21 protein-coding genes, 1 pseudogene and 1 riboswitch are annotated in these 21,910 nt (G+C 60.5%); of the genes and pseudogenes, 4 read left to right on the top strand and 18 right to left on the bottom strand.

The window, feature by feature from the left end; translation table 11 throughout:
• The 6 genes from BKX96_RS31500 to BKX96_RS31475 form a co-directional block, all read right to left on the bottom strand.
• The coding region (locus BKX96_RS31500; RefSeq protein WP_077186367.1) for an aldehyde dehydrogenase family protein at positions 1-1,030 on the bottom strand (1,030 nt) is incomplete at its 3' end.
• Positions 1,031-1,103: 73 nt separating this feature from the next.
• Positions 1,104-1,931, bottom strand: coding sequence for a phosphonoacetaldehyde hydrolase (phnX, locus tag BKX96_RS31495; protein ID WP_077186366.1), 828 nt, complete (start codon positions 1,929-1,931; stop codon positions 1,104-1,106).
• A 39-nt stretch (positions 1,932-1,970) separates the two neighbouring features.
• Positions 1,971-3,314 (bottom strand): MFS transporter, encoded by a 1,344-nt coding sequence (locus tag BKX96_RS31490; protein WP_077186365.1) that lies wholly within the window; start codon positions 3,312-3,314, stop codon positions 1,971-1,973.
• Between the two features lie 277 nt (positions 3,315-3,591).
• A complete protein-coding gene (locus tag BKX96_RS31485; protein WP_082240523.1) occupies positions 3,592-4,758 on the bottom strand; it encodes a 2-aminoethylphosphonate--pyruvate transaminase in 1,167 nt (388 codons plus the stop codon).
• Positions 4,759-5,020: 262 nt separating this feature from the next.
• Positions 5,021-6,412, bottom strand: coding sequence for an FAD-dependent oxidoreductase (locus tag BKX96_RS31480; RefSeq protein ID WP_077186364.1), 1,392 nt, complete (start codon positions 6,410-6,412; stop codon positions 5,021-5,023).
• A 47-nt stretch (positions 6,413-6,459) separates the two neighbouring features.
• A complete protein-coding gene (locus BKX96_RS31475; protein WP_046817314.1) occupies positions 6,460-6,810 on the bottom strand; it encodes a RidA family protein in 351 nt (116 codons plus the stop codon).
• A gap of 122 nt (positions 6,811-6,932) precedes the next feature.
• Here BKX96_RS31475 and BKX96_RS31470 point away from each other — a divergent pair, with 122 nt between their 5' ends.
• Positions 6,933-7,808, top strand: coding sequence for a LysR substrate-binding domain-containing protein (locus BKX96_RS31470; protein ID WP_046817315.1), 876 nt, complete (start codon positions 6,933-6,935; stop codon positions 7,806-7,808).
• A gap of 35 nt (positions 7,809-7,843) precedes the next feature.
• Here the strand turns inward: BKX96_RS31470 and BKX96_RS31465 are convergent, their stop codons facing one another.
• Positions 7,844-9,070 (bottom strand): MFS transporter, encoded by a 1,227-nt coding sequence (locus tag BKX96_RS31465; RefSeq protein WP_077186363.1) that lies wholly within the window; start codon positions 9,068-9,070, stop codon positions 7,844-7,846.
• Between the two features lie 98 nt (positions 9,071-9,168).
• On the opposite strand from BKX96_RS31465, the gene BKX96_RS31460 reads away from it, so the two are divergent.
• On the top strand, positions 9,169-9,627 hold the full coding sequence (locus BKX96_RS31460) for a winged helix-turn-helix transcriptional regulator (RefSeq protein ID WP_046817317.1): 459 nt from the start codon (positions 9,169-9,171) through the stop codon (positions 9,625-9,627).
• A 14-nt stretch (positions 9,628-9,641) separates the two neighbouring features.
• On the opposite strand, the gene BKX96_RS31455 is transcribed toward BKX96_RS31460, so the two are convergent.
• The gene (locus tag BKX96_RS31455; protein WP_077186362.1) at positions 9,642-10,592 is read right to left on the bottom strand and encodes a magnesium transporter CorA family protein; all 951 of its coding nucleotides are present in this window, start codon (positions 10,590-10,592) and stop codon (positions 9,642-9,644) included.
• 65 nt (positions 10,593-10,657) lie between these two features.
• Positions 10,658-12,244, bottom strand: coding sequence for a RimK family ATP-grasp domain-containing protein (locus BKX96_RS31450; RefSeq protein WP_077186361.1), 1,587 nt, complete (start codon positions 12,242-12,244; stop codon positions 10,658-10,660).
• A gap of 92 nt (positions 12,245-12,336) precedes the next feature.
• Here BKX96_RS31450 and rimI point away from each other — a divergent pair, with 92 nt between their 5' ends.
• Positions 12,337-13,449, top strand: a complete 1,113-nt coding sequence (gene rimI, locus BKX96_RS31445; protein WP_077186360.1) for a ribosomal protein S18-alanine N-acetyltransferase — start codon at positions 12,337-12,339, stop codon at positions 13,447-13,449.
• Between the two features lie 14 nt (positions 13,450-13,463).
• On the opposite strand, the gene BKX96_RS31440 is transcribed toward rimI, so the two are convergent.
• Genes BKX96_RS31440 through BKX96_RS33390 form a run of 3 tightly spaced genes read right to left on the bottom strand, consistent with a single transcriptional unit; the run spans position 13,464 to position 14,784 of the window.
• Positions 13,464-14,078 carry a LysE family translocator gene (locus tag BKX96_RS31440; protein ID WP_046817321.1) on the bottom strand — a complete coding sequence of 205 codons (615 nt, stop codon included), beginning with the start codon at positions 14,076-14,078 and terminating at the stop codon, positions 13,464-13,466.
• A 56-nt stretch (positions 14,079-14,134) separates the two neighbouring features.
• Positions 14,135-14,530: a GFA family protein gene (locus tag BKX96_RS31435; RefSeq protein ID WP_046817322.1), complete on the bottom strand. Its 396-nt coding sequence runs from the start codon at positions 14,528-14,530 to the stop codon at positions 14,135-14,137.
• 56 nt (positions 14,531-14,586) lie between these two features.
• Complete coding sequence (locus tag BKX96_RS33390) at positions 14,587-14,784, bottom strand: hypothetical protein (protein ID WP_077186359.1); 198 nt, start codon at positions 14,782-14,784, stop codon at positions 14,587-14,589.
• A gap of 200 nt (positions 14,785-14,984) precedes the next feature.
• Between BKX96_RS33390 and BKX96_RS31425 the strand changes: the two are divergent.
• Positions 14,985-15,275: pseudogene (locus BKX96_RS31425) on the top strand (FAD-dependent oxidoreductase); the annotation flags it as partial.
• A gap of 56 nt (positions 15,276-15,331) precedes the next feature.
• Here BKX96_RS31425 and BKX96_RS31420 read toward each other — a convergent pair.
• The 6 genes from BKX96_RS31420 to BKX96_RS31395 all read right to left on the bottom strand — a co-directional run bounded on the left by BKX96_RS31420 (position 15,332) and on the right by BKX96_RS31395 (position 21,742).
• Complete coding sequence (locus BKX96_RS31420; RefSeq protein ID WP_046817323.1) at positions 15,332-15,940, bottom strand: trimeric intracellular cation channel family protein; 609 nt, start codon at positions 15,938-15,940, stop codon at positions 15,332-15,334.
• Positions 15,941-16,030: 90 nt separating this feature from the next.
• Positions 16,031-17,365, bottom strand: coding sequence for an OprD family porin (locus tag BKX96_RS31415; RefSeq protein ID WP_077186368.1), 1,335 nt, complete (start codon positions 17,363-17,365; stop codon positions 16,031-16,033).
• 23 nt (positions 17,366-17,388) lie between these two features.
• A complete protein-coding gene (locus BKX96_RS31410) occupies positions 17,389-18,180 on the bottom strand; it encodes an ABC transporter ATP-binding protein (protein WP_077186358.1) in 792 nt (263 codons plus the stop codon).
• Positions 18,177-19,181, bottom strand: a complete 1,005-nt coding sequence (locus BKX96_RS31405) for a FecCD family ABC transporter permease (RefSeq protein WP_178134449.1) — start codon at positions 19,179-19,181, stop codon at positions 18,177-18,179. The genes BKX96_RS31410 and BKX96_RS31405 overlap by 4 nt, the downstream gene beginning before the upstream one ends.
• A gap of 8 nt (positions 19,182-19,189) precedes the next feature.
• Positions 19,190-20,203: an ABC transporter substrate-binding protein gene (locus BKX96_RS31400; RefSeq protein ID WP_077186356.1), complete on the bottom strand. Its 1,014-nt coding sequence runs from the start codon at positions 20,201-20,203 to the stop codon at positions 19,190-19,192.
• Between the two features lie 138 nt (positions 20,204-20,341).
• Positions 20,342-20,536: riboswitch (cobalamin riboswitch) on the bottom strand.
• Between the two features lie 33 nt (positions 20,537-20,569).
• Positions 20,570-21,742: an acetyltransferase domain-containing protein gene (locus BKX96_RS31395; protein ID WP_077186355.1), complete on the bottom strand. Its 1,173-nt coding sequence runs from the start codon at positions 21,740-21,742 to the stop codon at positions 20,570-20,572.
• Positions 21,743-21,910: the final 168 nt, after the last annotated feature.

Genomic DNA, 21,910 nt, shown 5'->3' with positions numbered 1-21,910 from the left:
CCTGGGCGCCGACCATGGTGTCGGTGTCCAGCGGGTCGCCACGTTTGATCTGCAGGACTTTCTTCATCACGACGGCCATGAACTCGTCGTAGATCGATTCCTGCACCAGGGCGCGGGAAGGGCAGGTGCAGACTTCGCCCTGGTTGAAGAACGCCAGCACCAGGCCTTCGGCGGCTTTTTCGATGAAGGACGGTTCGGCCTTCATGATGTCTTCGAAGAAGATGTTCGGCGATTTGCCACCCAGCTCCACGGTGGACGGAATGATGTTTTCGGCGGCGCATTTCATGATGTGCGAGCCGACTGGGGTCGAACCGGTGAAGGCGATCTTGGCAATGCGCTTGCTGGTGGCCAGGGCTTCGCCGGCTTCTTTGCCGTAACCCTGGACGATGTTCAGTACGCCCGGTGGCAGCAGGTCGCCGATCAGCTCGACCAGTACGGTAATGCCCAGCGGGGTTTGCTCGGCCGGCTTGAGCACCACGCAGTTGCCGGCGGCCAGGGCCGGGGCGAGTTTCCACGCGGCCATCAGGATCGGGAAGTTCCACGGGATGATCTGCCCGACCACGCCCAGGGGTTCATGGAAGTGGTAGGCCGCGGTGTGTTCGTTGATTTCCGCCGAGCTGCCTTCCTGGGCACGGATGCAACCGGCGTAGTAGCGGAAGTGATCCACGGCCAGCGGGATGTCGGCATTGAGGGTTTCGCGCACGGCCTTGCCGTTGTCCCAGGTTTCGGTGACAGCCAGCAGCTCCAGGTTCTGTTCGATGCGGTCGGCAATTTTCAGCAGCGCCAACGAGCGATCCTGCACCGAGGTCTTGCCCCAGGCATCAGCGGCCGCATGAGCCGCGTCCAGGGCCTTGTCGATGTCTTCGGCCGTGGAGCGCGGGAATTCGGCAATCGGTTCGCCATTTACCGGCGAGGTGGTGGTGAAGTACTGCCCTTTGACCGGCGCGACGAACTCGCCGCCGATGTAGTTGCCATAACGGGACTTGAAGGAAACGATGGCACCGGGCGTGCCAGGGTGGGCGTAGTTCATGGTGGCGTTCTCTTGTTGTTTTGGGGTGGCCGCCCCTGGGACGGCCACTGTCAGTAGCACAGGCCTTGGCGGGTCAGGAGCCCTGAGGGGTTTCTCCACGGGCCAGGCGAGCGTTGATGTCTTCAATCACCGCCGGCAAATCGACGATGGTGTCGATCAGGTAGTGGGGACGAGAGCCCTCGAACATCTTGATGATGCGCGCGCGCTCCTCAGCCAGTTCCTCCAGGGAGAGATTCTTGAATGCTTCATAGGTCAGGCCCAGTGCATTGCCGGAGCAGGTCAGCGCGACGGTCCACATGCCCGCGCTGCGACCTTCGAGAATGCCGGGCCAGGTGTCATCGACCTTCACGCAAGCGGCGACGTCGCTGATGCCCAGCGCAATGACGTTGGCCAGGGCTTGAGCCGGGTGCGGGCGCCCGTTGGGCACTTCGTCGGTCGCTACAACGTGGTCGGTGACATAGCCGTTCTTGCGTGCCAGTTCCACGACTTTTTCCATGACCACCGCCGGGTAACCTGAGCAGGAACCGATTTTCAGACCCTTGTCGCGCAGGCCATTGATGGTGTCGAGTGCACCGGGAATCAGCGCCGAGTGCAGGGCGATCTTTTCGATCTGCAAAGGCATGAAGCGCTCATAGAGGGCGGTGACATCATCGTCGGTTGGCAACCGACCGAAGACGGCGTGGTAGCGATCGGCGATCTGCGGCTCGTTGCACAGCGTGCGGATGTGATCCCACTTGCCCATACCCATCGGCCCGCGAGCTTCCTCCAGTGAAACCGCAACACCAAACTCGGCAAAGGCTTCGACGAAAATCTGGGTCGGTGCGAAAGAGCCGAAGTCGACGACGGTGCCTGCCCAATCCAGAACCACGGCTTGCAGTTGAGAAGGTTGTTTGTAGTGCATGGTGATTGCTCCAGTGATAAGTGATTTGTTGATTCGGGTTCAGGAACTGGTGCCGACAATGACCGGTGGCACCGCAGGCGAGGCCAGCGTTATGTTTTCCACGGTTTTCGGGCGACTGTTCCAGAACGGCACCAGCATCAAGCTGGCCAACAGTGCAGCGCCGGTGAAGACAAGGAACACGGTGATGGTGTCGAAGTAACCCGGCAGCAAGCCACCCAGGACCGCACCCACAGACCCGCAGCCATTGACGAAGCCTGCGGCGGAGGCGGCGCCATCTTTGCTGCCGAAGTCGATTGCCGCCGAGCCGCTGATCATCGAATCCGGTCCGTAGAGCGTCAGGCCCATCATGAACAGCAGGCCGACCACCATGTACAGGCTGCCGCTCTGCATGGCGGGCACGAACAACCCCAGGCAGACCGTCAGGACCACCAGGCTGAGGACGCAGACCGGAATTCGACGAGCACCGAAGTACTTGTCCGAGGCGATGCCGATGAGGATCGGACCGATCAGGCCCGCCAGTTCAAAGGAAGTGGGGACGATGGCGGAGGCCACCTTGCCGATCTCGGGCATGCGTTCGTAGATGATCACCGGCCCCCACAGGAGGATGGCGTAGCGCGCCGGCTTGAGCATGAAATAGGCCAGGCCGAGGAACAGCACGGTTCGGTTTTTCATCACCGTGCGCAAGCCGGCCCACATGCTTTCGCGTGGAACGACGACCTTGCTGACGGGTTCGATTTCGATCTCGACAGGCGGCAAGCCGACGTCTTCAGGCCGGTTGCGTTGCAGGAAAAAGAACAACACCGCCACCACCAGTACCACGACCGCGCTGCTGATGAACGCCAGGCGCCAGTCGTGGTAGTGGTTGTAGGCCCACCAACCGGCAAACGGCGTGGCCACCAGGCCGCCGAAGGCGTAGGAGGTGCTCCAGTAACCCAGCACGCGGCCACGTTCACCGGTGCTGAAGAAACTGCCGACGTTCTTGCACAGGCCCGACCAGCCGGTGGACTGGGCAAGGCCCTGGACCAGCATGCAGGAGGCGAAGATCGGCAGGGTGGCGTAGGTCCCCATCAGCAGCGCGGCCAGCGCCGAGATGACGAGCCCGCTCAGTACCACCACCCTGGGGCCGAAGCGGTCAGAGAAGTTGCCCCAGAGAAACTGCCCCACTGCATAGGCGGTTAGATAGAGGGCGTCGAGATTGGCCATCATGGCCTTTTCGAGCATGAAGTCCGGGTCTTCGCCAATACCCAGTTTGGCGACAGAAAACGCCTTGCGGGTAAAGTAGAAGGCGGCATACGCCACCCAGGTGATGAGGAAGACTTGCACGCGCCAGCGCTGGAGCGATTTCCAGCCGGTTGCGAGAGGGCTTGTAGCGTTCTTGTTCATGGTGTTCTGATCCCGTATGTGGTGCCAGACAGCGCAAAGTAATGGGGTACGTTGTTGTTTTTGTTTTCGGTACAGGAAACCTGTCCACGCACACGGCATCGATGAGATGGCCGTGAGATGGCATCGGGCTTCAGGTATTAAATTGACGCGGTCGCTGACGCCTTCGCGGCGTTGCCGGGCGAAAAGTCAGCGAGTCCATGTTTAAAAAAAGATCCCCGTCCAAAGGTGCTACCCATTGCACCCGTGCTCGAATTGACAAGGACCTTTAAAGGGGCGGTCAGCCTGTCGGCTGTTGCATGTCGACGTTCATCGCCACAAGGCTGTCGGCGATGGCGCGCAGCAACTGATGGACGATGTACTCGTCGATCTGGCCGATGCAGCCGATACGGAAACTGTCGGCGACCGTCAGTTTGCCGGGATAGATGATGAATTGGCGGGCCTTGAGTTCATCGTAGAAACGCTTGAACTCGAAGTTCGGATGGTCCGGGCTGAAGAACGTGGTAATGATCGGCGACAGCCAACGGTCTTCTAGCAACGTTCTGAAGCCCAGTTCGCGCATGCCGGCGACCAGCACATCGCGATTGCGGGTGTAGCGTGCCAGGCGGCCATGCACGCCGCCTTCGGCATTGTGCTGCTCCAGGGCCTTATGGAACGCCACCACGCTGTGGGTCGGTGGCGTGAAACGCCATTGGCCGGTGCGCTCCATGTACAGCCATTGCTCGTAGAGATCGAGGCTCAGTGAGTTGGCCCGGCCTTTGGCGGCCTCCAGCACGGTGCGGCGGATGATGACGAAACCGAACCCTGGAATACCCTCGATGCATTTGTTGGCAGAGGAGACCACCACGTCGAAGGCGATGTCATTGACCGTCAACGGCACGGCACCGAAGGAACTCATGGCATCGATGATCAGGCTCTTGCCATGAGCCTTCGCCACATCGGCGATTTCACGCAGCGGATTGAGAATGCCGGAGCTGGTTTCGCAATGGACGAGAAAGACGTTGGTGATGTCCGGGTTGTCCCTGAGCAGGGCGTCTACTTCCTCGGGTTGCGGCGGCAGGTAATCGCCTTTGTCCAGGGTGATGAAGGCGCGACCGAGGTACTCGAGGGTCTTGGTGGCTCGTTGACCGTAGGCACCGTTCATCAACACCAGCGCTTTACCGTCCCGAGGGATGGCCGTGGCCAAAGCGGCCTCGACCGAGTAGCTGCCGCTGCCTTGCAATGGTACGCAGGCAAAGCTGTCGTCCTGTACCCCGGCCATGCTGAGCAGGCTCTGGCGCACATCAGCCGTGACCTGATTGAAGGCAACGTCCCATGAACCCCAGTCGCGCAGCATGGCTTCCTTGGTGGCTTTGGACGTGGTCAACGGGCCAGGGGTCAGCAGGTAGGGTTCACCCAGGGCTGGGGTAGCCAGCGCTTGTGTGGGCGGAAATTCAGCTTTGGTCATGATCTTCTCCGGCGGTGTTGTTTTTGTGGGGGAGTGATGCATGGGCCAATAAAAACACTCGCTGAAAAATAACTGAAATCGATTTATCACATGTCACAAACAAGCTGGGCTTATAAGTTAAAAATCAACAGGCGCCCCTTGTCAGCGCAGATTACGTCTGCGTTCGGCTCGGGATCGCGGGGGGCTGGGGGAAAAGGCAAAGCCAGCGCGATGACTGGCTGGCTTTGAAAGGGTCGGACAGGGTTCGCCGTGGATCGAGGCTTTATCCCTTGTCTGACTTGCCGGCTGCCGCGGCGAATTTCGCCAGGCGCACATCCATTCGACGGGGGCGCAGGTTGTGGTCCTCGGCACGCTCTTTGCGGCGAATGGCGTTGCGCACCATCAGCGAACCCAGGTAGCGGATCGGCTCCGGTGGGAAGTGGCCGAGCGGGCCTTGCACCAGTGGCGAGCGTGTCCAGGGGTTGTCCGCCCCCAGCACCAGCGATGAGAGGATTTGCCCACCCATATGGCACGGACCGACGCCGCTGCCGGAATAGCCGAAGCCATAAAAGACGTTGCCGCTTGCACCCAGGCGACCGAAGAAAGGCAGCCCGGTGACGGAGCGATCGGAGGGGCCATTCCAGGTGGCGGCGATGCCGACATCGGCAAAGTCCGGGAAGAACTCTGCCAGGGTGTTGCGCAACAATCCCTTGTAGGGCGAAGGCTGGTCGAACACTGGCAGGATGCGCCCGCCGTAGGCGAAGGTATTGCCGCCTTTGCCGAGCATGATCCGGCCGTCCGGGGTGTTGTGGTAGTAGTGCACGAAGATGCGCGAGTCGAGAACGGTGACCCCGCTGGTCAGGCCGATCCGCTCGAGCAGGTCAGGCCTTGGCTCGGTAATGATCATGTCACTGGAGACGATGGCCACCGAACGCTGGAACTGTGGAAAGGCACGCGCCATCCAGGCGTTTATCGCCAACACGACCCGGTCGCAGGTCACGTTGCCGTTCGGCGTGTTGACGGTGGCGGGCAGCCCCTCTTCCAGGCCGGTCATGGGCGAGCCTTCGTAGATCCGTACCCCCAGTTCCAGCGCCACCCGGCGCAGGCCGCGCACCAGCTTGCCCGGTTGCACACTGGCTGCCGCCGGCGAGAACCAGCCTTCGAGGTGTCGGCTCGAACCCGCCATTCGCTGCGCGTCAGCCAGCGCGCATTTGGAGAACGAGTTGATGCCATTGCGCTCCAGCGCGGCGATCACGGCGTCGGTCGAGCCGACCTGGGCGCGGTTGGTTGCCGTGTAAAGCGTGCCATCGAGTCGGTAATCGGCATCCACCGCGTACTTGTCGCAAAAGCTGCCGATGGCGTAGATGCTTTGCTCCGATTCCTTGACCAGGCGTATGGCCTCCTGGACGCCGAACAAACGCTCCAGGGTGAAGTACTTGGCCGACCAGGACAGCGCGCAGCCGCCATTGCGCCCACTGGCACCGGCGCCGCAGATGTCGGCTTCGACGATGACCACGTCCAGCTCGGGATTCTGTTCCTTGAGCATGATGGCGGTCCATAAACCGGTGTAGCCACCACCGACGATACAGACATCGGCGCGGGTGTTCTGCCGCAGCGGCGGGCAGGGCGAGTCGGGTTGGGTTTTCAGGGCCTGATCGAGCCAGTAGGGGCGCATGGGGTCATCTCCGTTGCAGCAAGTTGGGGGCAGGGTTCAGCAGGCAATCAGGCGCACGCGGCGACCACGATCATTTCCACGCGCCAGCCGGGGTCGATTAATTGCGCCAGGGTGCAGGCCCGCGTGGGGGCGTGGCCTTCGGGAAAGAACGCGTCCCAGACCTTGTTCAGCCCTGCATAGTCCTCGCGATGGGCGAGCAGGATTCGCACCGAAAGCACCTGCTTGCGGCTGCTGCCGGCACTGAGCAATAGCTGTTCGATACTGGCGAGCACCTCGTGGGTCTGGGCCTCGATATCGCCACTGAGGTCCGTGGCCACCTGGCCACCGATGTAGAGAAGGTTGTCATAGCGGACGCTGTCCGAACGGCGTTTTGTCACGGCGAAACGTTCGATTTCCATCAGGCATTCCTGGGTTGATGCGAGGGCGGGCTTGTGGAAATCATGCTTGCAGTTCATCGTCTATAAATAAAATCGATTTAACGTATGCATGAATAAGTTGAAACTATGCAAAGGCCGCCCCGATGACTATTTCCCATACCCAACTCAAGGCCTTCCACGCCGTCGCCATCAACGGCAGTTTCACCCGTGCGGCCGAGCAGCTCTGCCTGTCACAACCGGCGGTGTCCGATCAGGTACGCAAGCTCGAGGAGTACTACGGGGTGATGGTGTTCTACCGCGACAAGCGCCTGGTGCGCCTGACCGAAGTGGGCGAGCGCTTGTTCGGCCTGACCCGGCGCCTGTTCGATATCAGTGTCGATGCCCACGACATGCTGATGGACTATCGAACCCTGTCCACGGGAAGCCTGAACCTTGCCGTGGATGCGCCAGTGCACGTGCTGCCCTATGTCGCGCGCTTTTGCGGGCGTTACCCCGGTATCGACGTGAAGATTGAAACGGCCAACACCGATGAAGTGCTGCAGCGCTTGTTCGGTCATCAGGCCGACATTGCCCTGCTGGGACGCAATATCGAGGACGACCGGCTGCTGTCGCTGCCCCTGCGCAGCGATCCGATGCTCGCATTCGTCGCGCTTGACCATCCCTGGGCGCAACGCGAATCCATCAGCCTGCGCGACTTGCACGACACGCCGCTGGTCCTGCGCGAAAAAGGCTCAGTGACGCGCCTGTGCCTGGAGGAAGAGATGGCAGCCGCGGGGTTGCGCATCCGCAAGGCGATCGAAGTCGATGGGCGTGAAGCCGCGCGCGAAGCCGTGGCGATCGGGATGGGCGCCGGTGTCGTCTCGGCGACCGAACTGGGCTTTGACTCGCGATTGCGCGGGCTGCCCATCATCGATTGTCAGCGGCGCTTCACCGAGACCCTGGTCTGCCTGCGCGCGCAGAGTTCCCGGCGTATCCTCACGACCTTTTTTGACATGGTTCGAGAGAGCCTGGCTGCATGAGCCCTGGGGTTCGATGCCACGCCATGGCCGCGGTGTCATCCTTGATCGACCGTCGAGCAAGGCGACGTGAGCCACCACAACACCAGGGCACTGGCACTGATCAAGGCGCCCAGCAGGCTGACGGCTGGCCAACCCCATAGCGCATACACCTGGGTCGCCGCGACGGCACCCAATGCGCTGCCGACCGAGTAGAAACACATGTAGGCGCCGACCATGCGGCTCTGGGCATCGGGTCGTGCGGCGAACAGGAAGCTCTGGTTGGTGACGTGCACGGCCTGGACGGCGAAGTCGAGCAGGATGACGCCGCAGGCCAGCGCGAGCAGGGACGATTGGGCGAAGGTGATGGGCAACCAGGACAGCGTCAGCAGCCCCAGGGCAATGCCGGTCACCCGTTGTCCCAGGCCTTTATCGGCCCAGCGACCGGCGCGCCTGGCCGCCAGGGCACCGGCGACACCGGCCAGGCCGAACAGGCCGATGGCCGTGTGGGAAAGCGACAGCGGCGGGGCGCTCAAGGGCAGGACCATGGATGTCCACAGCACGGAAAAAGCGCCGAAGATCAGCAGCGCCAGCAGGCCCCGGGTGCGCAACGTGGGTTCACTGACGAACAGCTTGAACAGCGAAGCGATGAGCGCGAAGTAATTGTGCCGGTGTTTAGGCGATGGTGCGGCGGGCACCACTTTCCACAGCACCGTCGCGAGGGTCAGCATCAGTGCCGAAGACACAAAATACACCGCGCGCCAGCCCGCGAAGTCCGCGATAACCCCGGAAGTAAACCGCGCCAGCAGGATGCCCAGGACAATGCCACTGGTGACCGTCCCCACGGCTTGCCCGCGTTGTGAGGGCGTTGCCAGCACGGCGGTGTAGGCCACCAGCACTTGAACGACCACCGCCAGCAAGCCCATCACGATCATGGCCGCCAACAGGGCCAGCCATTGTTGCGCGGCACCCACCGCCGCCAGCGCCACAGCAGACAGCAGCACCTGCGTCAGTATCAGTCGCTTACGGTTGACCAGGTCCCCCAGCGGGACGATGAACAGCAATCCCAGCGCGTAACCCACCTGGGTCGCCGTCACCACGACCCCGATCATTGACGAGGCCACTCCCAGGCTCTGGGCCATGGAGTCGAGTAGCGGTTGGGCGAAGTAAACGTTGGCGACTGCCAGCGCGCAGGTGATGGAAAACAGCCATGTGAGTGGCGGTGAAAGCCCTGCAGGGCGGTCGATCCTGCAGTTCGCAATGGCTGAATCGACATCTGCTGTCATGTGCGCCTCCATGGGGTTAAACTGGTTGCAAATCAAAACCTGATTCCATTGTTGCTGCATCAGGTTTCAAATTGCAACCACATTCCATGGGGTGAACAATGCACGAAGACGCCTCGCCGCCAGGCAACGAATGCCCGGTAGCCAGAACGCTGGAGGCCATCGGCGATCGCTGGTCCCTGATGATCATCCGCGACGCGTTTGACGACATTCGCCGCTTCAGCGAATTTCAAAAGAGCCTGGGCGTGGCCAAGAACATTCTCGCAGCGCGCCTGAAGACGCTGGTCGAGGTCGGGGTATTCGACGTGCGACCGGCGTCGGATGGCAGCGCCTACAAGGAGTACGTGCTGACGGAAAAAGGCCGGGAAATCTTTCCAGTGGTGGTCAGCATGCGGCAGTGGGGCGAACGTTTCCTGTTCAAGCCCCAAGAGACCCGTTCCGTGCTGCTGGACAACGCATCCGGCCAGCCGCTGATGCCTATCGAGGTGCGCTCATCAAGCGGGCGCAAGCTCGGACCCGCGGATTGCCACAGGGTGAGATTGCTTGACGGCGAATCGTGAATCGACGCAAGCGTTCAATGCGGACCATTGATGCTGGATGAACCCCGGGTCAAACGCTTGAGCGCGACCACCATCAGGCCCCCTGCAACCAGCATTCCCGTGAGAAACAGCGGGTAGGCCACCCACCAGGGAACGGCGGACGTCATCATGCTGAACTCGGACATGCCGCCGATGCTGGCGATCAGGTTCAGAGGCAGGAACACCACATTGATCAACGTCAGTTTGCGTAGCAGGTTGTTCATGGTGTTGTTCATCAGATTGCCCCGTGCATCGATCAGGCCGGCAAATACCCTGGAGTAGATTTCCGCCTGTTTGTTGCACTGGGTGTTCTCGATGATCAGGTCGTCGATCAGCGCGATCGCCTCGGCGCTGAAGTGCTCTTTTTCCGCATGGTTGCGCAGCCGGGTCAGGACTGCGCCATTGCTGTGAATCGCGTTGATGTAATAGATCAGGCTTTCGCTGAGATTGAACATCTGGATCAGATGTCGATTTTCCATCGAGGCGTTGAATTTCTGCTGCAACTCGCGCGCCACCATCTTGATCACTTTGAGGTGACCCAGGTAGTGGTGGAGGTTGTTGAACAGGATGTCCAGCAGCACATCCTGCGTTGTGTGCAAGGGGTGCCGTTGCCCCAGGCCACTCAACTGGCAATCGTCCGTCGCGATGATCAGCAAGCGTGATTGAGAGAACAGCAAGCCGAACGACGAGACCTCGAAAGCCAGGCTCTCTCCGCCCGAGTAACTCTCCGGCCGCTTCCAGATCAGGAACAGGTTATCCGGATGGAATTCGATGCGGGACACTTCGTCCGGGTCCAGTGCCGACGCCAGCGCGTGATCGTCGAGTTTGAAATCGCTGCGCAACAGATCCCGTTCCGCCGCATCGGGATTGCTGAACAACATCACATCGGCATCGAGGTGCTCAACCGGTACCAGTGCCCCATGGGCAAGTTGAAAGCTCTTGATCACGTCTGGCCTATGGCGTTATCGACTGAAAAAACCAGTGTCTTGCAGGCTGCGTAGCGGATCAAGTGTCACCACGCCTGACCGCGACGTTTCAGTTCCAGGCGGCGAATGAACTCTTCCAGGACCAGGGAGTACAGGTCGTCCTGCAAAAAAGCGTCTTCGATGCCCGCGTCCATGTTCGGGTTGTCGTTGACCTCGATGACCACCACCTTGTCCCCTGACTGCTTCAGGTCGACCCCGTACAACCCGTCACCAATGAGGTTGGCGGTCTTCACCGCCAGTTCGACCACCGCTCGCGGGGCCTCGTGGACCGCCAGGGTGCGGCATTCCCCGTTGATGTCCTGGCCCTTGGCCTTGTGGTTGTAGATTTGCCAGTGCCCTTTGGACATGAAGTACTGGCAGGCGAAAATCGGTTTGCGGTTGAGCACGCCGATGCGCCAGTCGTACTCGGTGTAAAAGAACTCCTGGGCCAGCAGCAACACCGAGTGTTCGAACAGCTCGGCGGTGGCTTCCAGCAGTGCCTGTTGGCTTTCGACCTTGATCACGCCCCGGGAAAAGCAGCCATCGGGAATCTTCAGGACTAATGGAAAGCCCAGGCGTTCACCGACTCGCTCGAAATCTTCCGGTCGTTCCTTGTAGAGAATCTCGGTGGCCGGCATGCCCAATTGATGGCTCTTGAGCAGGTCAGTCAGGTACACCTTGTTGGTGCAGCGCAAGATGGAAGTGGGGTCGTCCATCACTACCAGGCCCTCGCTTTCCGCCTTCTTGGCGAAGCGATAGGTGTGGTTGTCCACGCTGGTGGTTTCGCGAATCAACAGGGCGTCGTACTCGGCGATTCGTGAGTAGTCTTTCTTTTCGATCAGATCGACATCAATGCCCAGGCCTTTGCCGACCCGGATGAAATTTTCCAGGGCCTTGGCATTGGAAGGCGGCAGCGCTTCGTGGGGGTCATGCAATATGGCCAGGTCGTAGCGGGCCACCCGGGGTGAGCGTGGCATTCGCCATACCTTGCGGCTGAAGCTGTCCAGCGAGTTGGCAAACGGGTCTTCCTGGTCTTCGCGCAACTTGTGCAAGACGCCGGATTTTATTCCGTCGATGCGCCAACTGTTACTCTTACGGAACTCTATCAAGAGTATCGGGCAAGGGAAGGCTTCGAAAATTTGCCGTGCCAGGTCCTGTAAGGGTTCAAGGTTGGTTTTACCGAAGTACAGCGTGAGCGTGAAGCCTTCGGTATTACTGTAAACATGGTTGCTCAGTGCTTTGTCCAACGTTTTACCGAGATCATCCAACGCCAGGCCGTACAGTGATTTTTTGGTCAGTTCGCTGATAGTGCGTACAGACGGAATAACTTTATGGCCGCGTGCTTCCGCCAACAGCGAACAGTAATAACCGTGCCCCAGATATTTGTAGCTGCGGCACAGGTTAATGACCTGGACGCGCTTGCCGGCCTCGATCTCAAGCGGTTGTTCCAGGTACTCCTGGGCACTCATCACGTCCTCCGAGGGGAAGTAAGAGGCCCAGTCTTCCTTTCGTTCGACAATAATAATCACCTGGCTGGATCGTCCCGGCGCCTGCTCTAAATAAGTCAGGTTGGATATTGCCGTTAACCGATTTTGCTCTGATACTTCACGCAAGCCGCCCTGTACCGCTGACATATGAAAAGGTCCGTTGGAGAACAAGTCCTTATCTATTAAGCACGATACTTTTAAAAAGTCTCGTTTCGTTACGCAACTTTTACGGTGCGGCCATGAGTCTGTTATTTCGCAACGCTACACAGGATGACCTGAAGTCTCTGCTGGAACTTGAGAACCAATGTTTTACCTCTGACCGACTGACTGCACGCAGTTTCCAGTGGATGATCAGCCGCGCCCACGCCAGCCTGATCGTGGCGCAGGACGGCAGTCAATTGATGGGCTACTGCCTGGTGCTGTTTCACCGAGGCACCTCGCTGGCGCGTCTGTATTCAATCGCCATCGCCAGCCACAGTCGCGGCCTCGGTCTGGGCAAACAGCTACTGGACCGGGCGGAGGCGTGTGCCCGCGATCACGATTGTGCCTACCTGCGCCTCGAGGTGCGGCCGGATAATCCCGTGGCTATCGGTCTTTATGAGCGTAACGGCTATCGACGTTTCGCGGTGGTTCACGACTACTACGAAGACCATGCCGATGCATTGCGTCTGGAGAAGCGCGTTCTGCACCCTCGGCAAAGCCTCGAATTCCAGGTGCCTTACTACCAGCAAACCACTGAATTCACCTGCGGTCCGGCTTGCCTCCTGATGGCCATGAAGGCCTTGCAACCTGCGCGCGTGATCGATCGCCGGGACGAACTGCAGATCTGGCGTGAAGCCACGACGGTGTTCATGACGTCGGGGCACGGCGGCTGCAGTCCCCAGGGATTGGCACTGGCCGCCTGGCGCCGGGGATTTCGCGTGCGCCTGCAAGTGAGCATCAAAGGTCCGCTGTTTCTCGACGGGGTGCGCGATGCACATAAAAAGGAGGTCATGCGCCTGGTACACGAAGAGTTCTGCGCGCAACTTCGCCACAGTGATGTGGAGCAGGTCAGCAGCAACCAGCTGGATCTGGCGCGCACGCTGAAGGCCGGCGGTCTACCGCTGGTGTTGATCAGCAGCTACCGCCTGACGCGCTCCAAAGCCCCGCACTGGGTCATCGTCACGAATTACGATGAAGACTTCGTCTACCTCCATGACCCGGACATCGATCACAGTCAGCACCGTCAGGCACTCGACTGCCAGCATCTTCCGGTCAGCCACGAGGCGTTCGACAAGATGTGTGCTTTCGGCAGCAACAAGCTGCGCGCCTCGGTGACGCTTTATGCACGCGAGGGCGCGCAGATCCGGTAGCCATCGCAAGATGGCTAAACCAGCTGGCGGATCCCCAGGGACAAAATCAACCCACCGCACAATCGATCGATGGCTTTTTTCTTCCCTCGATATGCGCCAGCAATCCTGGGTTGCGAAAGGGCGATGGCGACCATGCCATACCAGGCCATCGACACCACCACGACAACCGCCAGCATCGACGCAAAGGTGCCTGGCGAAACGTGGGCGGGGGCTGCGGCTGAAAAAACCGCGGCATAGAATGCCATGGACTTGGGGTTGCCAATGTTGGTCACCACCCCCTGGACAAAGGACTGCCTGCAACTACCGGCGACGGCCTCATCTGGCCGGCCAGGCGCATGCTTGCCCGCGTTGATCAGCAGGCGCAAGCCGAACCACATCAGGTAGGCGGCGCCCAGAACCTTCACCACAAGCGCAGCCCAGGGGAACGCAGCAAAGACAATGCCCAGACCTGCAATGGCACAGCTGGACCAGAACAGGTTGACCAGGACGATACCCCCCACCAGGGCCAGGGCTTGCGACCGTGTAGCCGCCACCGCCTTATGAACCACGGCGACGAAATTTGGCCCGGGGATAACGACGCCGGCCAGGTAGACCAGGAAAACCGTCAAAACGGCAGAGCTATCGATCATGGGCTTCCTCGCGAGTGACTGTCATACAGAGGTGATACGGCCAGGCGACGTTGCCGTTATCGTCCAGGCTGCCATTGCGGGTATCGGGGCAGATCTTCCCCGGCCAGCCAGGCCACGTCCTGCTCCGTCCAGATGTGGTATTCGGGGCTGCTGCCAGGCGCCTCGTCCAAGGTGGCCACGCGCACGATTATTGCGGCCGAGCCGGTACGTTCAGCGGCAAGGTGCGATCCACAGTGGCAGCAGAAGTGTCGCAGCTTCCCGGGTGATGACTCGAAAGCCCGCAACGCCTGCAGGCCTTGGGTCCATCGGAAATGCTCTCTCAACACGCCCGCCGTGGAGACATAAGCGGCGGCATGGGTCTTGCGGCAGGTACTGCAATGACAATGGCTGATGGGCATATCGATGCTGTCGATCTCGTAACCCACGGTCCCACAAGCGCAGCTTCCTTTCATTTCATCCTCCGGTGTTGTCACGTGCAGATCAGGGTTTGACGGGTTTTTGCAGTTGGCTACGCAGCAAGCTCGACGTAGCTGGACTCTCCATCTCCAGTCACCCCCGACAACCAGCCCCATACAAAGGCCAGCGTGGTGCGTCCCGCGTGATCGACGCCTACCGTGCCGGCACCGGAGGGCCCGTGGCTGTTGCCCGCTAAGGTAAATCGGCGATCGTGCAAGCGCTCGCTGGGTTGAGAAAAGGGGAATTGCATAAAAATCGCGTCCTTGGGTCGAGAGGGTCCATTCCAGTGTCCGATTATCCTAACCCGATACCCATTACCAGAGGCAAGCGATTCGCCTGTGCCGAACCGCAGCTGCCAGCACCCGCTCGAGCATATGCATATGCTCTTTTAGTCTTTGATTTTTAATCGTTTTACCTCTGAACTGGGCTCTTTTTGCAAGGTAAACACGGATGTCCGAACGATGTGATGCAGTGGTTCTGGGCCTGGGCGCCATGGGCGCCGCAACGGTGTACCAGTTGGCGAAGGCGGGGGTGAATGTTGTCGGTATCGACCGTCATCATCCGCCGCACAACCTGGGCTCCAGCCATGGCGATACGCGCATTACCCGGCTTTCGGTGGGTGAGGGCGCGCAGTACGTTCCCATCGTGCGCAATTCCCACCGCATCTGGCGCGAGCTTGAGGCGTTGTCGGGGGAGTCGCTGTTCGAACAGTCGGGGCTGCTGGTGCTGACCTCCAGTCCTCTGACGCAGCAGACCGGGGAGGGGGTTCAACCGCTGCGCGGACCCCCGTCGCCAAATCATCCCTGCCGGGTGGAAAAAATGGCCGGCATCTGCAGTTGCTTGTAGATGGCCAGGAACCGCAAGCCGAAGGTGAAGATCAAGGCAATCCAGCCGGCCACCCAGATGGTCGGGAATACGTCGCGCAACAGGACGTAGAGGGTGCAGCCCAACAGAATGGGCGTGGCGTAAATCTCCCGCGACATCAGCAGTGAAACCCGTCCCGCCAGGACATCCCGGACGATACCGCCGCCGATACTGGTCAGCACGCCCATCATCACGGCCAGGGGCGCGGCAAGCTGCAAGGCCAGGACTTTCTCGGTGGCCGACAAACCGAACAGCGCCGCCGCCAGACCGTCGAGATAAAGCAGGATACGGTAACGTCGTTGCAGGCGTTGCGTGCAAAAGAACGCCAGCAGCGCAGCGAACAGGGCGACCCAGATGTAATTGAAATCGGCGATCCAGAAGATCGGCAGATCCAGCAGCAGGTCCCTGATCGTGCCACCGCCAATGGCGGTGATGATGCCGAGCACCACGGCACCAAACAAATCCACATCGGCTTTCTTGATGGCCAGCACGCCGGTGATGGAAAACACGGCAATGCCCAACATTTGCTGGAAATAAAGCATCTGGTTTTCCTTCAGCGACTTTTATACGGGCGTGGAGAGCACGGTTAAAATTCACCAGCACAACATTTACCAGCGGCTCCATAAACAGGATCAGAACCTTCCTGTCAGTGGATATTCGACCGCCAGGCGAATCTGGTCCGTGTCCAGTTCTGCCTGGGCTGTGTTGCCTCGATGAACATTGTGTCGCAGCGACAGTGTAGTGCCTTTTGCCGCGCCACCTTGCACCACATAGCGCACCTCCAGGTCACGCTCCCAATGTTTGCCGCCTTCACCATAACCCAGCCAGGCATAGCCTCCTTGCGGGTCGACGTGGCTGCCATCGATCTGGCTGCCGCGTACATAGGCGGCGCTCATGGACAGGCCCGGCACTCCCCAGGGGGTGACATCCAGATCGTAGCGAGCCTGCCAGGACTGTTCATTGGGTGCGTTGAAGTCCGACAGCTGCACGGAATTGCTGATGAAGATAGCGCCACGGGTGACGTAGTCGAACGGCGTGTTGCCATCCACCTGCTGATAACCGAGGCTGAAGCCATGGGGCCCCTGGGTGTAAGTGGACATCAGGCTCCAGGTGGTGTTGTCGATTGTGCCGGATAACGACTTGCCTTCATCAGTGCTGCGGTACAGGTTGAGGTTGAATGCCAACGAGCGCTGTTCACCCAGGGGCTGGAGGAAGGTGGCGCCCAGGTAGTGTTGGTTCCAGGTGTCCTCGTAGCGCGATGTATAGAGGCTGAGGTTCAGGTGCTTTGCCGGGGTGTAGACCATGCCCGCAAGGTCGAAGGTGTTGCCTTTCACGGCGTTGGAATAGTTGACCACCAGGCCCTGGTCATGGCTGCTGGCGTTGCGATCGGTACTGTCGGTGAAGTGCCCGGCTACCAGCTTCAGTGCCTCGAACTCGTTGCTGGAAAGGAACACGCCGGTGGCGGTTTCCGGCAGCAGGCGGCTATCGGAGGAACTGAACACCGGGGTTTTCACCCGCTGTTCGCCATAGCTCAACACGGTCGATGACGCGCGGAATTTGATCGCTGCACCGCCGCGGCTGAACTCGTCCTTGGGATGCCCCTGGTTGTCCAGCCCAAGCAAGCGCGCTTTGCCGGCGCGGCCGCCGCCGCTGTCGAGTTGTGTGCCGAGATAGGCGTGGGCATCCATGCCCACACCGATCAGGCCCTGGGTGAAACCCGATTGCAGGGTACCCATCAGCCCGTATCCCCATTCTTCGGCGTAGCCATTACGCTCGTCACGGGGTTTGTAGGCATTGCGCGCCGCGTTGTTGCGGGCGCCATGACGGTACTCGCGATGGTCGTAAACGGTGCGATTGAGTACGCTCCAGGCGCTGTCCTGGACAAAGCCGTTGGAGTGCGATTGCGCCGAATCAGCCAGCGTGAACGGACTGGCCAGGGCGAGGAGAAAGGCGGATCGGGTAGGCATTTTCGCGGTGTCCACAAACAGGATCAGGATGAACGCAGGCGCAGGATCTGCGCGCCGTCAAAGGGGTCGATGAGGTAGTGCGCATGGACGCCGAAGGTGTCCAGCAGGCGTTGTGGGGTCAACACCTCCATCGGTTTGCCCAGGGCCACCAGGCGGCCCTTTTCCAGCACGGCCAAGCGATCACAGGCGAGTGCCTGGTTGAGGTCGTGCAGGGCAATGACAGTGGTCACGGGCAACGCATGAACAACCTGCAAGATCGCCAGCTGGTGCTGGATATCCAGGTGATTGGTCGGTTCGTCCAGCAACAGGATTCGCGGGCGCTGGGCCAGGGCGCGAGCGATATGCACGCGCTGGCGCTCGCCGCCGGAGAGGCTACGCCAGGTGCGCCTGCTTAGATGAGTCGCATCCACGTCGCGCAAGGCTTGATGGACGATGTCATCGTCTGCATCCGACCATGGGCTCAAGGCCGACAGCCACGGCGTTCGGCCCAGGGCCACGGCATCGAACACACTGATCGCATCCAGAGTGTCGGCCTGCTGCTCAACCACTGCCAGGGTTTGTGCGATGGTTCGCCGTGACAGCGTCTTGAGGTTCTGGCCGTTGAGATGGATGGCTCCCTGGCTCGGGCTGCGCACGCCGGCCAGCAGTTTCAGCAGGGTGGATTTTCCCGAGCCGTTGGGCCCTGCAAGGCCCAGGGTCTCGCCAGCCTGGATGTCCAGGTGAATGTCGTGCAGCAACTTGGCGTCGCGGATCGAGAACCCCAGGCCCGAACAACTCAGCACGGGGTCGTGGAGGGCAGGCGCGGCTGCATTCATCGGGCATTCCTCCGACCGACCAGGATCAACGCGAACACCGGCGCGCCGACCAAGGCAGTGATCACACCAACCGGAATCACCTGGCCCTTGATCAGCGTGCGCGAGAGCACATCGGCGGCGATCAGGAACACCGCGCCGCCCAGCGCACTGGCCGGCAGCAGATGCGTATGCCGAGTGCCCAGCAACAGCCTTGCGGCGTGGGGTATGACCAGCCCGACGAAACCGATGGAGCCGACGATCGACACCATCACCGCCGTCACCAGGGCGGCGCAGCTGATCAACAGCCATTGTACGGGACGCACCGCAATGCCGAGCGAGGCCGCGGAGTCGGCGCCAAAGGTGAAGGCATCCAACGCACGCCGATGCCACAGGCAAACCATTAGACCTGCAAGCGCAACCGGCACGGCCAGCCCCACCGATGGCCAGCGCACGCCGCTGAGATTGCCCAGCAACCAGAACAGGATGCCGCGAGCCTGTTCGGAACTGGCCGACTTGGTGATCAGGAACGCCGTAAGCGCATTGAACAGTTGCGAACCGGCGATCCCCGCCAGAATGATCTGCGAGGTACTGCCAGGTGAACCGCTCGCCCGGCCAAGCAACACCACCACGGCAAAGGCAGCGACAGCACCGGCAAATGCCCCGGCCGACATCGAAATCACTCCGGCGCCAAATCCCAGCAACGCCACCAGTACCGCGCCCGTCGAAGCCCCTGCGGAAATGCCCAGCAGGTAGGGATCGGCCAGCGGGTTGCGCAGCAGCGATTGCAGGATCACCCCGCAGGTCGCCAGGCCCGCGCCGCATGCCGCCGCCACCAGTGCGCGGGTCAGGCGGTAGTTCCAGACGATGCCCTCGTCGATGGGATCGAGGGCAAAACCTGCCGACCACAGTTTGTTGGCCAGCACCTGCAACACCACGGTCGGTTCAATGGGGGTTTCGCCGATGGCCACTCCGGCAATCACGGCCAGGAGCAACATCAGCAACGCAAGCAGACTGCGAATCAGCGTCCTGGTCATTGCGGCAGGTCGTAGCCGTTGATGGCCGTGGCCAGGGCTTCGAGGCCGTCGAACGTTCTCAGGCTGGCCTGCATGGCCATGGCGTCGAGGATAATGATGCGATTGTTTTTCACCGCGTCCATGTTGCGGGTCACAGGATCGCTGCGCAGAAATTGCAGTTTCTTTTGATAGTCGTCAGCCGGGTAGCGACGGCGATCCATGCGCGCGATCACCAGGAAAGTCGGGTTGGCCTTGGCGATGGTTTCCCAGCCAACCGTTGGCCACTCTTCGTCGGACTGCACGACATTGCGCACGCCCAGGGTGTTGAGCATGAAGTCGGGAATGCCCTTTTGCCCGGCGACATAGGGGTCGATATCCAGGCTGGCACTGGAAAACCAGACCAGCGCGCTGGTGTGCTTCAGATCTTTGTCCTGAACCAAGGCAATGGACCTGGCCAGGCTGGCCTGCAGTTGTGCGTTAAGCTGCTGTCCACGCGCCTGGACATCGAAGATCTCGGCCAGCTGGGTGATGCTCTTGTAGAGGCTTTCAATACGAAATGGCGCCAGGCGGGTGCCGTCGGCCCCGACCAGATTGTCCTTTGACTCGCAGTCCGAGGGCATCAGATAAGTTGGAATCTTCAGCTCGTGAAACTGCTCGCGTGTACCGACTGCGCCTTGCGGGCCGACCATCCATTCCAGCTCGACAGCAACCAGCTCCGGGCGCTTGCCGATCACCGACTCGAAACTCGGCTCGTTGTCGGCCAGTCGTTCGATCCTGCCGTTCTGCACCTGGTACTGGCCCAGCACATCATTGAACCACAGCGAAGTGCCGACCAGTTGGTCACCCAGCCCCAGGGCAAAGAGCATTTCCGTGCCGGCCTGGCCGATGGTCACCGCCCGGGCAGGGACGTGCGCGAACGTCAGCGTGCTGCCGCAGTTCTCCACCGTCAGCGGGTAATGGGTCGGTGCGGCGCAAGCGAGGGAAGCAGCACCCAGGCCAGCGACGAGGGCAACAAAGCGGGGCAACAGCATGATGCAATCTCCATTTGAACCGTACTCGGCGCAAGGGTCTGGAAACACATCATCGAACGCTGCCGAAAAAGTACGGCAGGGCCCGTCACCTGAGTGACGCGCGCGCAAGGATGTCCTCCCCGGACACCCCGCCGGTTAGTGATTGTTGCTTGGCCGGCAGGTCTCCTGACTGGTGCGTCATCGCTTGCTCCAGCCTTCCCGGGAAGCGATCCCAGTGGCAGTTCAGGAGCAGGCTCAGCACCTACAGTTGCGGGGGCAGTTCCGTTTGATGCGTTGGCAGCATCACGGATTCCCTATTAATCCCATGTGGAAACCGGCGGCGGCATGGTAGTCGATCATGCCGCCCGAGGCGAACCCGTCTCCCGATCAGAAATATTTGAGCCAGCCGATATCGCGCCGACGCGCCTTCAGTGCGGCGAACCAGCGCACCGGCAGATACAGCGTCGTAGCCAGGAGCGCGGCGGTCAGCCACACAGCCCCGATGCCGTCGAAGCCGTAGTAGTCGCCCTGGTTGCGGCCGAACAATGCCACGCTGATCAGGTACAACACTTTCAACACATAAAGATGGAGCAAGTAGAAGAACATCGGTGCCGCGCCAAAGACTGCCAGGGCGCTGATCCACTTCTGTTGTCGGGCGCGCTCGAAGCCCAGCAACAGCAACAACCCCACGCCTAGCGTCAGGCCCAGGAACAGCAGGGAAGGTGGGTATTTGGTGATGTTGAAGAAACTCATGAGGGTGTGCGTGGTGTTTTCATAAACCACCCAACCGGCCTCGCCATAACCGTTGACCAGGCGCAAGGCGATGAATCCGATCAAGGCGACGCTGCCGGCCAGCAACAGATAGCGCTGGCGCAGGGTGGTCGAGGCTGCGCGGGCGAACCAGGGGCCGATGCAGTAACCCAGTGCGATGACTCCGATCCATGGCAGCACCGGGTAGGAGGTGCGCAGGCGCAAGCTGTCAGAGAATTCGATCCAGCCGCGATCATGCAAAATGGCCCAGGGGATGTGCAACGCTGAATCGGCCGGGAAGTGCAGGGGATCGAGCAGGTTGTGCCCGGCGACGATGACCAGGCCCAGGGCACAGAGGATCGGCCGCGGTAGCCAGACCAGTGCAGCGAGGGCAATCATGCTGACGCCAATCGCCCAGATCACCTGCAGGTAAATCACGGTGGGCGGGAACTGGAAGGTCCAGGCGAAATTCACCAGGGTGAATTCCAGTACCACCAGGAACAGGCCGCGCTTGAACAGGAACTCCGATACATCGCGCTTGCCCTGGTGCTTTTCACCGTACAGAAATGCGGACAAGCCCGTGAGCAGAACGAATACCGGCGCACATAAGTGGGCGAGCGTGCGGCTGAAAAACAATGTGGGTTCAGTGCTGTCGATGAGCATCGGGTCGGTGACCTGGCGGTGCAGGAAGAACGTCTCGCGCACGTGATCGAGCAGCATGAACAGGATCACCAATCCCCTGAGGGCATCGATGGACATCAGGCGTTGGCTTACGCGGGTGATGGGTGGGATTTGAACGAGGTTTGTCATCGAAAGTCGCAGGCAGGGAGTGGGTTGCTCTGTCGATGAACAATCGACAGCCAGGAAATTGATATAACATAACATTTGATTGGGACAAAAAAAAGCACGACACCCGCGCCAGGCCAGTGTCGTGCTTTTTTTGCGTTCAACTCGGGTAGCCGCGCCACCCGATCCGTT

The sequence above is a fragment of the Pseudomonas putida genome (genome assembly GCF_001976065.1).
Taxonomy (GTDB): Bacteria; Pseudomonadota; Gammaproteobacteria; order Pseudomonadales; family Pseudomonadaceae; genus Aquipseudomonas; species Aquipseudomonas serbica.
The sequence above is the reverse complement of the archived record's forward strand: the minus strand, read 5'-3'. Positions and strand labels throughout refer to the sequence as shown.